Raw genomic sequence first — 13088 nt, 5'->3', positions numbered from 1 at the left:
CGGGCTCAGGGCTCGGCGCGGTCTCCGGCCAGCCCGAGCAGGACCATGTCGACCACCCGTTCGGCCAGATCGGCCGGGAGGTCGCCGGCCGGCCCCCACTTGGAATGCCACATCATCGTGCCGGAGAACAGGGCCATCGCCAGGTCGACGTCGAGGTCGGCGCGGAGCTCGCCGGTGGCGACGCCGCGCTCGACCACCGAGCGCAGCGCCTCCCTGCGCGGCTCGACGGCCCGCTTCACGAAGCGCTCCATCAGCCGCGGATAACGATCGGCCTCGCCCATCGCGATGTTCATCACGCACCGGGTGCGGGCCTGGCCCGCCTCCCGGCGCATCGCGTCGAGCAGGGAGATCAGGTCGTCGCGCACGGAGGTGCCGGACAGCGGCGGGAGCGGCGCCTTCAGCGTGGAGAGGGCGTCGACGACCAGGTCCTCCTTGTTGGACCAGCGCCGGTAGATCGTGGTCTTGCCGACACCCGCCCGCGACGCGATGGCCTCGATCGACAGCTCCGACACCCCCATGCCCTCGCCGATCAGGTCGAGGGTCGCCTCGATGATCGCCTTCTCGGCCTTCTCGCTGCGCGGACGGCCCGCCGGGCGGGCAGTCCCTGAATCCTGGATCGTCATCGCGGCCTCACACTACCGCTGGTTCCTTCTGTTCCGCCTGCTGGACCGGGCGCGCCTTGCCCGGCATCCACTTGGCCACCACCGCGACGCCCACCAGGCCGATCACGGCCGACACCATCGCCGTGACGTGCATGCCGTCGACGAAGGCGGTGAAGGCGGGCTTGATCAGCGCCTGGCCGCGCTCGCCGAGCGTCCCGGCGAACTCCATCGTCGCCATGATCGACTCACCGGCGGCGTGCGGGGCGCCGGCCGGGAGCGCCGAGGCGATCTCGCCGCGGTAGCTGCTGGACAGGACCGAGCCGAGCACGGCCACGCCGAGCGCACCGGCGACCTGGCGGACGGTGTTGCTCATGGCCGAGCCCACACCGGCCTTCTCCCTGGGCAGCGCCTCCATGATGGCGGTGGTCGCGGGCGGCATGATGTTCGCCATCGCCGCGCCCTGGACGAAGAAGATGATCTCGATCAGCACCACGGGCGTGTCCACGTCCATCAGCGCGTAGCTGCCCAGCGCCGCGGTCACCACGAGCATGCTGACCGTGGCCGACAGCTTGGCGCCGAAGAGCTGGTTCACCCGCTGGCTGAGCGGCGCGAAGATGAGCTGCGCGGCGGCGAACGGGATCATCAGGGCTCCCGCCTGGATCGGGCTGAAGCCCAGCACGATCTGCAGGTAGAAGGTCAGGAAGAACATCCCGCCCATCATCGCGAAGAAGACGAGGCCCATCATGCCGATGGCCGAGCTGAACCGTACGTTGCTGAAGTTGCGCACGTCGAACACCGGGTTGTCGATGCGACGCTCCCACCACACGAACACGCCCAGCACGAGCAGGCCGAACACCGTCGGGACGATCACCTCGGCGCTCGCCAGGGTGCCCATGTCGCCGCCGCGGATGATGCCGTAGACCAGCGCGACCAGACCGATGATCGACAGCAGCACGCCCACCGGGTCGAGCCTGGACGGCTTCGGGTCACGCGACTCGGGCACGAACGCGCCGATGAGGAACATGCTGATCACCACGATCGGCACGTTGATCAGGAAGACCGAGCCCCACCAGAAGTGCTCGATGAGCAGGCCGCCGGTGATCGGGCCGATCGCCACCGCGAGCCCCACGCCGCCGGCCCAGATGCCGATCGCCTTGCCACGCTCGCCGGGCGGGAACACGTTGGAGATGATCGCCAGCGTGGCCGGCATGATCGCCGCGCCGCCGATGCCCATCGCCGCCCTGGCGAGGATCAGCTGCATCGGATCCTGGGAGTAGGCGCTGGCCAGCGAGGCCAGGCCGAACAGCGCCATGCCGATGAACAACATGCGCTTGCGGCCGGTGCGGTCGCCGATCACGCCGAAGGTGAACAGCAGCCCGGCGAACACCAGCGTGTAGGAGTTGATCGCCCACTCCAGCTGGCCCTGCGTGGCGCCCAATCCGGCATGGGGGTCGGCGATGGTCTTCATCGCCACGTTGAGGATCGTGTTGTCCAGCACGACCGCGAGGAGGCTGAACACCAGCACTCCCAGGATGCCCCACCTGCGTGGATGCCCCGTGTTCTGATCCATGAGAACGTCCCTTAATTTCGATACGGCCCAGTTTCGCAACGTCACCGTATCGCAAGACATTCCGATACGCAACGGTCCCGTTTCGTAACTTTCGCCTGACGGACGGAGTGCGCACGGGGCAACAAACGGGAAACCCCGTTCACCCCCGCACAGGCCGTCACAAAGCCCTGCGGACACCGCTGACAGGCCCCCGGCCCGAACGGCCGGCAGGCTGGAACCGCCCCCGGATCAGCTCTTGGCCGCCGCCGGAGGCAGCACGTGCTCCTTGACCTCGACCGGCGGGCCGGCGACCGGTGGACGCCGCCGCCACAGCGGCAGCGCGACCGCCACCATGACCACCCCGACCAGCCCGGCCACCACGAACGCCCACGTCGGCCCGCTGCCGTCGATGATCGCCCCGGCGATGGGCGAGGACGCGGCCCCGCCGATGAGCAGGGCCGTGCCGTGCAGGCCCATCGCCTCGCCCCTGGCCGCGGCGGGCACCCAGCGGCTGAGCACGTCGACGGTGGAGGACAGGGCCGGGGCGCACAGCAGACCGGCGGGCAGCATCGCCAGGATCAGCCACCGCCAGTCGCCGCCGGCCAGGCCCACGGGGATGGTCAGCAGGCCCATGCCCGCGATGAGCACCAGGGGCGAGAAGCCGCGCGACAACCCGCCGTAGACGAAGCCCCCGACCAGCGAGTAGAGGCACCAGATGGCCACGGCGACGCCCACCCACCCCGTCTCGCCCGCGGTGTTGATGGTGGCCACCAGCCCGAGCTCGGTCGCGGTGAGGATGAACGTGGCCGCCGCCGTCGTGCCGAGCAGCGCGACGAAGCCCGGCGTGAGCCACTGCCGCCGCGGCACCTTCACCACCGGCTCCTCCAGCTCGACGGCCGACCGGGTGGGCGGGTTGAACACGATCAGGCCGAGGCCCGCGGCCGTGATGCCGACGCCGATGAGGACCAGCGTCGTGGTGCTGCCCAGCGTGGTGATGCCGGCCGCGGCGAGCGCGGGACCGGTCATGTACGACAGCTCGACCAGCATCGAGTCGAGCGTGAACCCGGTGCGCCGCTGCTCCGGCGGCACCAGCGCGGCCAGCGACTGCCTGGTCACGCTGAACACCGGCAGGTTGAGCAGGCCCGCAAGGGCCGCCGCGACGGCGAGGACGGGCAGCGGCAGCGCCCACGCGCACGACCAGAACACCGCCTGGGCCAGGGTGGTGACGACGAGCACGGGACGCACCCCGTGGCGGTCGACGAACCGGCCCGACAGCGGCGAGCCGACGGCCATGCCGACCGTGCTGGCCATCGTCACCACGCCGGCCTCGACGTAGCCGAGGCGCAGCCCGAAGACCACGTGGAGGGTGAGCGCCATTCCCATGGCGGTGGCCGGGACGCGCGCGAGCATCCCCACCAGGAGCAGAGTGCGGACGCCGGGAAGCCGGAAGAGCCTGCGGTATTGGTCGAGAGCCATGGTGTGTCGTTTACCTCCGCGTCGATTGTGTCAAGAGGCACCGACAGTTTCGCCACCGGTTTTCCCGTCATGACATCATCGAAGGAGTCCGGGGACGTCACTGGGACGCCTCGAGACGTTTCTGGAGGTATCCATGTCTTCCACCACGCTGTACGGCGGCGCGTCCGGGCGCCGGGTCACCGTCCGCGACCTCGCGGCGGCCAAGGAGCGCGGGGAGCGGTGGCCCATGGTCACCGCCTACGACGCGATGACGGCCAGGGTGTTCGACCAGGCGGGCGTGCCCGTGCTGCTGGTCGGCGACTCCGCGGCCATGGTCGTCTACGGCTTCGACTCCACTCTTCCGGTCACGCTCGACCACCTCGTCCCGCTCACCGCTGCCGTGGTGCGGGGGTCCTCGCGGGCGCTCGTGGTGGCCGACCTGCCGTTCGGGTCGTACCAGGGGTCGCCGCAGCAGGCGCTGGAGTCGGCGGCCAGGTTCATGAAGGAGGCGGGGGCGCACGCGGTCAAGCTGGAGGGCGGCCGGCGGGTGCTGCCGCAGGTCGAGGCGCTGGTCTCGGCGGGCGTGCCGGTCATGGCCCACCTCGGGCTCACGCCGCAGTCGGTCAACGCGCTCGGCGGCTACCGGGTGCAGGGGCGCGGCCAGTCGGGCGACGAGCTGATGGCCGACGCCAAGGACCTGGAGCGGGCCGGGGCGTTCGCGGTGGTGCTGGAGTGCGTGCCGGCCGATCTGGCCCACCGGGTGACCACGTCGCTGTCGATCCCCACGGTCGGCATCGGGGCAGGGCCGTCGACGGACGCGCAGGTCCTGGTGTGGCAGGACATGATGGGGCTGACGCCGCGCCCGGCCAAGTTCGTCAAGCGCTACTTCGACCTCGCCTCGGAGATGGACCGCGCGGTGCGGGCCTTCGCCGACGAGGTGACGTCGGGGGCCTTCCCGGCCCCCGAGCACACCTACAGCTGACCGCGCGCCCCGCACATCCGGGGCGCGCTCACCCCGCCGCGCCGGAGAGCGTGGCGGGGTCGGTGTTGGAGCCGCAGACCACGACGGCCACCCGCTCCCCCTCCACGGGCCGGTAGGCCCCCGACAGCAGGGCCGCGTACGCCGCCGCGCCCGCGGGCTCGGCCACCAGCCGGTGCCGCTCCCACAACGTCCGCCGGGCCGCGACGATCGCGTCGTCGTCCACCAGGACGCTGTCCACCCCGGCCCCCGACAACACCTCGAACGCCAGCCGGCCGAGCTGCGTGGCGCCGAGCGCGTCGGCCGCCACGCCGCCCACCGGCACCGGCACCGGACGGCCCGCGCGCAGCGCCTCGTGCAGCGTGGGGATGGCGTACGGCTCCACCGCCACGATCCGCGGCGCCTCGCCTCCGGCACGGGCCCCCAGGGTGATCCCGCCGGCGAGCCCGCCGCCGCCCACGGCCACCACCACCGTGTCCACGCCCCCGGTCTGCTCCATGATCTCCAGCCCGGCCGTCCCCTGCCCGGCCAGCACCTCGGCCTGGTCGTAGGCGTGCACGGCCAGCGCGCCCGTCTCGGCGGCGCGCTTGGCGGCGGCTTCCGCGGCCTCGGAGTAGATCGCCCCGGTCTGGGTGGTGTGCGCGCCGAGTGCCTTGAGCCCGGCCACCTTCACCGGGCTCGTCACCTCCGGCACGAAGATCTCGGCCTGCACGCCGAGCGCCCTGGCGGCGTAGGCGACGGCCAGCCCGTGGTTGCCGCCGCTGGCCGCGATGACCCCGGAGGCGGGCAACGGGCCGGCCGACAGGATGCGGTTGAACGCCCCCCGCACCTTGAAGGAGCCCGAGTGCTGCAGCAACTCCAGCTTCAGTAACAGGCCCGGCGAGATCTCCAGGACGGGCGTGCGCAGCACGTGCCCTTCGATCCGGCCGGCCGCGTCGAGGACGTCCTGGTGAGTGACGGTGGTCACGGCTCTCCTTCGGTCGTGCGCCCGCGATCGGCGGGCATGGGACGACGCTATCCGAGCGCCTGCGCCACGTCTGCCCACAGGTCCTCGGGATGCTCGATGCCCACGGCCACGCGCACCATGCCCTCGCTCACGCCGTGCCTGGCCAGGTCCTCGGGGCCGAGGAAGCGGTGGGAGGTGGTGGCGGGCTGCATGACGCGGGTCTCGACGCCGCCGAGCGAGGGGGCGATGCGCGCCAGCCGTACGGACCGCATGAACGCCTCCCCCGCCGCCCGGCCGCCGGCCAGCTCGAAGGAGAAGACGCCGCCGAAGGCGGGCAGCAGCTTGGCAGCCAGCTCGTACGACGGATGCGCGGGCAGCCCCGGCCAGTGGACGGCCGACACGGCTGGGTGCTCGGCGATCCGGCGGGCCAGCAGGTCGGCGTTGGCGCAGTGGCGTTCCATGCGCAGCGGCAGCGTCTGGATCCCGCGCAGCGTCAGCCAGGCCGTGAAGGGCGCGGCCGCGGCCCCCAGCTCGGTGGCGAAGTGCCAGACCCTGCCGTACAGGTCGGGGTCGGCGAAGACGGCGATGCCGCCGATCACGTCACCGTGGCCGGACAGGTACTTGGTGGCGGAGTGCACGACGACGTCGGCGCCGTGCTCAAGGGGGCGGCAGAGCACGGGCGTGGCGAAGGTGTTGTCCACCACCGACAGGACGCCCAGCTCGCGGGCCGTGGCGCACATCGCGGGCAGGTCGGCGACCAGCCCCATCGGGTTGCTGATGGTCTCCAGGTAGACCAGCCGCGTCTCGGGCCGGACGGCGGCGCGCAGCGCGGCGGGGTCGTTCTCGGGGACGTGGGTGACGGCGATGCCGAACCTGCCGGCCAGGTCGTTGAGCATCGTGGCGGTGCCGCCGTACAGGGAGCGCTGGGCGATCAGGTGGTCGCCGGGCTTGAGCAGGGTGAGCAGCACGGTGTTGATCGCGCCCATGCCGGAGGCGGCGGCCAGCGCGGCGGCGCCGCCCTCCAGGCCGGACACCGCCAGCTCCAGGGCGCGCACGGTGGGGTTGGTGTCACGGCCGTAGACGAAGGCGTCGTCGGGGCGGGTCATCGCCACGCCCATCAGCTCGGGGTCGTCGAAGGCGAACCCGGCGCTCTGGTAGATGGGCATGCCGATCGGCCGGCTGCCCTCGACCGGGGGCTGCGGCAGGTGTACGGCACGCGTCTCAGGGCGAAAATCACTCATGTCATCGAATATCCCCCGCATTAGGGCCCGAGTGCAGAGCCAATACCGGAGAATTGGTCCATGAATAGGGCCAATCCCGATGACCTCGTCCACCTGCTGGGCCGGTGGGCCTCCGGCCGCGGGCCGCTCTACCTGCTGCTCGCCGCCCGGCTGCGGGCGCTCGTCGACGACGGCGTGCTGCCGCCCGGCGAACGACTGCCGCCCGACCGGGTGCTGGCCGGCCGGCTCGCGGTCGGCCGCGGCACGGTGGTCGCCGCCTACGAGCTGCTCCAGCAGGAGGGCCGGGTGACCCGCCGCCAGGGCAGCGGCACCCGCGTCGCGCCGGGCGACCCGCCGGCCACCAGGACGGCCGACGGCGTGGCGGCCAACCCGCTGATGCTGAACCTCCTGCACAACCCCGACGGCGTGCGGCTGCTGACCTGCGCGGCACCGGACGACCCGCCGCCGGCGCTGTTCGAGGCGTACCAGGAGGCGGGGGCGCGGCTGGCCGGCCTGCGCGACCTGGGCTACCACCCGGCGGGCGACCCCGCCCTCCGGGAGGCGCTGGCGGGCTACTACGGCGCGCGCGGCCTGCCCACCACGGCGGACCAGATCATGGTGACGACGGGCGCGCAGCAGGCGCTCACGCTGCTGGCCGGGCTGCTGGTGGCGCCGGGCGACACCGTGCTGACCGAGTCGCCGACGTACCCGGGGGCGCTGGAGGTGTTCCGGCACGCGGCGGCCGTCGTCAAGCCCGTGGATCTCAGCGGCGACCTGGGCGACGACCAGGCGCGGCGGGCGGTGCGCGAGCGGCCGGCGCTGGTCTACAGCGTGCCCACCGCGCGCAACCCCGACGGCGCGGTCATGGACGACGCGGGCCGCAGGCGGCTGGCCGCCCTGGCCGCGGGGCACGACGTGCCGCTGGTCGACGACGAGGTCTGCGCCGAGCTGTGCTTCTCGGGCGGGACGCCGGCGCCGGTGGCGGCCTTCGGCGGCGGCGAGCGGGTCGTCACCGTCGGCTCGCTGAGCAAGCTGGTGTGGGGCGGGCTGCGGGTGGGCTGGATCCGCGCGGCGGCGCCGCTGGTCTCGCGGCTGTCCAGGCTGCGGGCCGTGCACGACCTCGGCGGCGAGGTCTTCAGCCAGCTCGCCGCCGTCGCGCTGCTGCGCCGCCTGGACGAGGTGCGCGAGGCCCGCGTACGCGCCCTGCGCCGGCGGCACGACCACCTGTGCGCCGAGCTGCGGGCACGCCTGCCGTCCTGGACGTTCGAGCCGGCCCAGGGCGGCCAGACCGTCTGGGTGCGCCTGCCGCGCGGCGACGCCGGCTCCTTCGCCCAGGTGGCGCTCCGGCACGGCGTCGCGGTGCCGCCGGGCGGCTCCTTCGACCCGCTGGGCGGCCACGCCGGCCATCTGCGCCTGCACTTCCTGTTTCCCGAGGAGGAGCTGTCGCGGGCGGTGTCCGATCTCGCGGCCGCCTGGGCGGCCTACGACGGCGCCGGGAAACCCGTCTCCCGGCACGCCCTCGTCGTCTGACAGGGTGGGGGCCATGGAAACGACCTTCGTGCTGGTGCACAGCCCTTCCGTCGGGCCCTCGACGTGGGCTCCGGTGGCCGAGTCGCTGGGGCGGCGCGGCCGGGCGGCCGTCGTCCCCGACCTGACCGGCGTGTCCGCCGGCGGGGCGCCGTACTGGCCGCGCGTGGTCGCGGCGGTGCGCGCGGCCGTCCCCTCCGACGGGCCGCTCGTGCTGGTGGCGCACAGCAACGCCGGGTTCTTCGTGCCGGTGATCAAGGAGGGGCTGGGCGACCGGGTGGTGGCCTGCGTGTTCGCCGACGCGCACGTGCCGCCGTCCCAGGGGCTGGTCAGGACCGCCGAGGAGGGCTTCCTGCCGTTCCTGCGCGGCCTGGCGGGCCCCGACGGCGTGCTGCCGCGCTGGACCGACTGGTGGGACGAGGAGGACATCGTGGCCATGCTCCCCGACCCCGCCCAGCGGGTGCTGGTGACGGGCGAGCAGCCGCGGCTGCCCCTCGACTACTACACGCAGCCCGTCCCCGTGCCCGCGGGCTGGGACGCGGTCAGGTGCTCGTGCCTGTGGTTCGGGCCGCCGTACGAGGAGGTGGCCCGCGACGCGGCCGGGCGCGGCTGGCCGGTGACCCGGCTGCCCGGCCTCCACCTGCACCAGGTGATCGATCCGGAAGGGGTCACGGACGCGCTGCTGAAGCTGTCCAGGAAGTCGTGAATTCTTCACTGTCGGCCCCCTGACCCGTCCGGCCATAGTCGGACACATGATCGAGGTGAACGAGCTCAGGAAGAACCACGGGACATTCGCGGCGGTGAGAGGCGTGACGTTCCGGGTGGGCGAGGGCGAGATCTTCGCCCTCCTCGGCCGCAACGGCGCGGGCAAGACCACCACGGTCGAGGTGCTGGCCGGCTTCCAGCGGCCGGACGGCGGCACCGTACGGGTCGCCGGACTCGACCCCTGGTCCGACCGCGCGGCCGTACGGCAGCGCGTCGGCATCATGCTCCAGGAGGCCGGGTTCTTCCCCGACCTGACGGTCGCCCAGACGGTCGCGGTCTGGCGCGACTTCACCCCCGCGCCGCGTCCGGCCGGGGAGGCGCTCGACCTGGCCGGCCTGACGGACAAGGCCGGGACCAGGGTGCGCCAGCTGTCCGGCGGCGAGAAGCGCCGGCTCGACCTGGCGCTCGCCCTGCTCGGCCGCCCCGACGTGCTGTTCCTGGACGAGCCCACGACCGGCATGGACCCCGAGGCCCGCGCGAACACGTGGGAGGTCGTCGCCGGCCTGGCCGCGCGCGGCACCACGATCCTGCTCACCACCCACTACCTGGAGGAGGCCCAGCGCCTGGCCTCGTCCATGGTGATCATGGACAGGGGCGAGATCGTCGCGGCGGGCGGGATGGCCGAGACGCTGGCCGCGTGGGGCGGACGGGTGACGTTCCGGCTGCCCGCCGGGGTCGCCGCGGACGACCTGCCGCTGCCGGTCACCGTGGACGGCGGCACCGCCGTCTGCCGGGCCGAGGACCCCGACCTGGCCGCGCAGACGCTGCTGACCTGGGCGGCCGGCCGCGGGCTGCGGCTGACCGGCCTGGAGGTCCGCGCGGCCACCCTCGAAGACCTCTTCCTCGACCTGCCCAGGAGCGCCCGATGAGCCTGACCGCCACCTACCGTCTCGGCACCCGCCTGTTCTGGCGCGACAGGGCCATGCTGGCCGCCTCGGTGATCACCCCGGTCGGGCTGACCGTGGGCATGCCCGCGCTGACGCGCCAGGTCACCTCGGGCGGGGTGCCCCTCGCCACCGCGGCGTTCCAGAGCTCGCTGGCGATCGTGCTGGCGCTGACCGCGTTCATGAACATCGCGGTCGCCCTGACCAACCGGCGCGACCAGCTCGTGCTCAAGCGGCTGCGGGCCGGGCTGCTGACCGACGCGCAGATCCTGGCCGGCCAGGTCGCCGGCACGGCCACGCAGACCTTCCTGGTGATCGTGCTGTGCGCGGTGGCCGTGCGGTTCGCCGCCGGGGTGCCGCTGCCGGACGACCCGCTGCTGTTCGCCGCCATGACGGCCGCGGGCTCGGCCGTCATGGCGCTGCTGGGGGCCGCGTACACGGCGGTGATCCCGCGCAGCGAGCTGGCCGGGGCGTTCGCCATGCCGGTGTTCCTGGTCGCCGCGGTGTCGGCGGGCGCGATGGGGCCGATCCCGCTGCCTTCGTGGCTGCGTCCGGTGCTGGACCTGCTGCCCACGTCGGCCGTGGTGCACGCGGTGAAGACCGGGGAGGCGCTCGTGCCGGCGCTCGTCCTGGCCGGTTGGGCGGTGGTGGGCGTGGTGGCGATCGGGTTGTGGTTCCGCTGGGAGCCGCGCCGGTCCTGAGTCGGACATAATCGCTGCTGTGATGGTCTCGTCCTCGGCGCAGAGGCTCGCGCGCGTGCTCATCACGGGCGTCTCGGTCGTCTATTCGCTCATCGGGCTGCTCTACTTCATGGGCGGCCCGGCGATCGGGCTGCTGGCGGCGGCCGTGACGGTCGCCGTCGTCTCCACCCACTACGTCAACATGCGGGCCGCCCTGCGCGGCGGGCGCCCGCCGCTGTTCCCGGCCACGCTGCCGCTGCAGGCCGTCGTCACCTACGCGGGCGACTACATGCTGCCGAGCGGCTGGTCGTCGATCGCCGCCCCGCTGCTGGCCGGGACCCTGCTGGTGTTCCTGGCGCTGCGCTGGGCCGTGCCGCTGGTCGTCCTCATGATGCTGTACGAGGGCGCCACCATGTGGATCGGCGCCCAGTACGCCGTGGTCACCCTGTTCTACGTGATCGCCATCCCCATCACCGGCTCGATGATCTACGTCCTGGTCCGGCTCGTCCGCGTCGCCGCCGAGCTGGAGGAGGCCAGGGCCGAGCTGGCCGACGCGGCCGTGCTCAGGGAACGCCTGCGCATCTCCCGCGACCTGCACGACGGCCTGGGCCGCAGCCTCACCGCCATCGCGCTCAAGGGCGACCTGGCCGCCCGCCTGATGGACCGCGACCCCGCCTCGGCCCGCGGCGAGGTGGGCGAGCTGGTACGCGTCGCCCGCGAGGCCGCCCAGGACGTCCGCCACGTGGCCCGCGGCTACCGCGCGATGTCGCTGAGCGGCGAGACCGACCGCGCGGCCGCGCTGCTGGAGTCGTCGGGGGTGAGCTGCCAGGCGCACCTGGCCGACGTGCCGCTGCCCAGGCGGGCCGAGGAGGCGCTGGCGTGGGGGGTGCGCGAGGCGGTCACCAACGTCCTGCGCCACAGCAGGGCCACCACCTGCACGATCACCACGTCGCTGCGGGACGGCCGGGTCCGCCTGGAGGTGGCCAACGACGGCGCGGCCGGCGGTGAGCACGGCGGCGAGCACAGCGGTGAGCACGGCGGCGGCCTGACGGGGCTCGCCGAACGGGCCTCCCAGGCGGGCGGCACGTGCGCCGCCGCCCCCACGGACGGCGGCGGCTTCCTGCTGACCATGGAGGTCCCGGCGTGATCCGGGTGCTGCTGGCCGAGGACATGCACATGATCCGCGCCGCGCTCACCGCCCTGCTCCGGCTGGAGCCGGACATCGAGGTGGTGGCGGAGGTCGTCCGCGGCGACGAGATCGTGCCGGTGGCCCTCGACGTCCGGCCCGACGTGGCGGTCGTGGACATCGACCTGCCGGTGACCGACGGCATCACCGCCGCCGCCGAGCTGCGCGAACGGCTCCCGTCCTGCCGGATCCTGGTGCTCACGGCCATGGGGCAGCCCGGCCACCTGCGCCGGGCGCTGGCCGCGGGCATCGAGGCGTTCCTGGTCAAGGACGCGCCGGGCGACCGCCTGGCCGAGGCCATCAGGCGCACCGCGGCCGGCCTGCGCGTGCTGGAGAGCGAGCTGGTCTCCTCGGCCATGGAGTACGGCGAGAGCCCGCTCACCCCCCGCGAGACGACCGTGCTCCGGCAGGCCGCCAGGGGCGCGACCGCCGAGGAGATCGCCGCCCGCCTGCACCTGTCGCCGGGCACGGTGCGCAACTACCTCACGGCCGCGATCACCAAGACGGGCGCCCGCAACAAGATCGACGCCGTCCGCGTCGCCGAGGACGCGGGCTGGCTCTAGACGTCGGTGACGCGCAGCCCGGCGTGGGCCTTGTAGCGCCGGTTGATCGAGATGAGGTTGGCGGTCAGCGCCTCGACCTGGTGGGCGTTGCGCAGCCGGCCGCCGTAGACGCCGCGCACCCCCGGGATCAGCTCGGCCAGCGCCTGCACGGTGTCGGTGGCCTCGCGGTCGTCGCCGAGCACCAGCACGTCGAGGTCGACCTTCTCCACGGCCGGGTCCATCAGCAGCACGGCCGACACGTGGTGGAAGGCCGCCACGACCCGGCTCTCGGTGAGCACCGCGGCGGCCTGCTGGGCGGCGCTGCCCTCCGCCACCGGCAGCGCGTAGGCGCCCTGCTTGTCGAAGCCGAGCGGGTTGACGCAGTCGACCACGATCTTCCCGGCCAGCTCGGCGCGCAACGACTCCAGCAGCGCCTTGTGCCCCTCGTACGGCACCGCCACGATCACGACGTCGGCCTCGGCCGCCACGTCGGCGTTGGCCCCGCCCCGCGCGCCCGAGCCGATCGACCCGGCCGCCTCCTGGGCCCGCTCGGCGCTGCGCGAGCCGATCAGCACCGTGTGCCCGGCCAGCGCGAACCGCCGCGCCAGCCCCTTCCCCTGGTCGCCGGTGCCGCCGAGGATCGCGATGGAAAGCCCGTTCACATCTGTCATGGCTCCGATCATGCCAGCCCCGGCCGCCCGGGACGCAGGCCGGGGGCGGGCACCCGGCCCCGAACGGGCCACCTCCGCCACG

At 73.5% G+C, this 13088-nt stretch carries 13 protein-coding genes; 7 read left to right on the top strand and 6 right to left on the bottom strand.

Annotated elements, in window-relative coordinates:
- Window positions 1-5 precede the first annotated feature (5 nt).
- The 3 genes from ABZ459_RS08410 to ABZ459_RS08400 form a co-directional block, all read right to left on the bottom strand.
- Window positions 6-623 carry a TetR/AcrR family transcriptional regulator gene (locus ABZ459_RS08410; RefSeq protein WP_357967544.1) on the bottom strand — a complete coding sequence of 206 codons (618 nt, stop codon included), beginning with the start codon at window positions 621-623 and terminating at the stop codon, window positions 6-8.
- A 7-nt stretch (window positions 624-630) separates the two neighbouring features.
- The gene (locus ABZ459_RS08405) at window positions 631-2172 is read right to left on the bottom strand and encodes an MFS transporter (protein ID WP_357967541.1); all 1542 of its coding nucleotides are present in this window, start codon (window positions 2170-2172) and stop codon (window positions 631-633) included.
- Between the two features lie 228 nt (window positions 2173-2400).
- Window positions 2401-3627, bottom strand: a complete 1227-nt coding sequence (locus ABZ459_RS08400) for an MFS transporter (protein WP_357967539.1) — start codon at window positions 3625-3627, stop codon at window positions 2401-2403.
- Between the two features lie 133 nt (window positions 3628-3760).
- Here ABZ459_RS08400 and panB point away from each other — a divergent pair, with 133 nt between their 5' ends.
- Entirely contained in the window at window positions 3761-4588 is an 828-nt protein-coding gene (panB, locus tag ABZ459_RS08395) for a 3-methyl-2-oxobutanoate hydroxymethyltransferase (RefSeq protein ID WP_357967536.1), read from the top strand.
- 28 nt (window positions 4589-4616) lie between these two features.
- Here the strand turns inward: panB and ABZ459_RS08390 are convergent, their stop codons facing one another.
- Window positions 4617-5552 (bottom strand): serine/threonine dehydratase, encoded by a 936-nt coding sequence (locus tag ABZ459_RS08390; RefSeq protein WP_357967533.1) that lies wholly within the window; start codon window positions 5550-5552, stop codon window positions 4617-4619.
- Window positions 5553-5599: 47 nt separating this feature from the next.
- Window positions 5600-6772: an aminotransferase class I/II-fold pyridoxal phosphate-dependent enzyme gene (locus ABZ459_RS08385; RefSeq protein ID WP_357967530.1), complete on the bottom strand. Its 1173-nt coding sequence runs from the start codon at window positions 6770-6772 to the stop codon at window positions 5600-5602.
- A gap of 60 nt (window positions 6773-6832) precedes the next feature.
- Here ABZ459_RS08385 and ABZ459_RS08380 point away from each other — a divergent pair, with 60 nt between their 5' ends.
- Genes ABZ459_RS08380 through ABZ459_RS08355 form a run of 6 tightly spaced genes read left to right on the top strand, consistent with a single transcriptional unit; the run spans window position 6833 to window position 12356 of the window.
- Entirely contained in the window at window positions 6833-8281 is a 1449-nt protein-coding gene (locus ABZ459_RS08380) for a PLP-dependent aminotransferase family protein (RefSeq protein WP_357967528.1), read from the top strand.
- A 13-nt stretch (window positions 8282-8294) separates the two neighbouring features.
- On the top strand, window positions 8295-8984 hold the full coding sequence (locus ABZ459_RS08375) for an alpha/beta hydrolase (protein ID WP_357967525.1): 690 nt from the start codon (window positions 8295-8297) through the stop codon (window positions 8982-8984).
- A 46-nt stretch (window positions 8985-9030) separates the two neighbouring features.
- Complete coding sequence (locus ABZ459_RS08370; protein ID WP_357967522.1) at window positions 9031-9912, top strand: ABC transporter ATP-binding protein; 882 nt, start codon at window positions 9031-9033, stop codon at window positions 9910-9912.
- Window positions 9909-10628 (top strand): ABC transporter permease, encoded by a 720-nt coding sequence (locus ABZ459_RS08365; RefSeq protein WP_357967519.1) that lies wholly within the window; start codon window positions 9909-9911, stop codon window positions 10626-10628. Before ABZ459_RS08370 ends, ABZ459_RS08365 begins: the two co-directional genes overlap by 4 nt.
- Window positions 10629-10650: 22 nt before the next feature.
- Window positions 10651-11754: a histidine kinase gene (locus ABZ459_RS08360; protein WP_357968480.1), complete on the top strand. Its 1104-nt coding sequence runs from the start codon at window positions 10651-10653 to the stop codon at window positions 11752-11754.
- The gene (locus ABZ459_RS08355; protein ID WP_357967516.1) at window positions 11751-12356 is read left to right on the top strand and encodes a response regulator transcription factor; all 606 of its coding nucleotides are present in this window, start codon (window positions 11751-11753) and stop codon (window positions 12354-12356) included. The genes ABZ459_RS08360 and ABZ459_RS08355 overlap by 4 nt, the downstream gene beginning before the upstream one ends.
- Here the strand turns inward: ABZ459_RS08355 and npdG are convergent.
- Window positions 12353-13006, bottom strand: a complete 654-nt coding sequence (gene npdG / locus ABZ459_RS08350) for an NADPH-dependent F420 reductase (RefSeq protein ID WP_357967513.1) — start codon at window positions 13004-13006, stop codon at window positions 12353-12355. The genes ABZ459_RS08355 and npdG overlap by 4 nt on opposite strands.
- Window positions 13007-13088 lie beyond the last annotated feature (82 nt).

Source organism: Nonomuraea sp. NPDC005692 (genome assembly GCF_040631115.1).
Classification (GTDB): domain Bacteria; phylum Actinomycetota; class Actinomycetes; order Streptosporangiales; family Streptosporangiaceae; genus Nonomuraea.
Note: the sequence above shows the minus strand (reverse complement) of the source record. Positions and strands in the feature narration are given on the sequence as shown.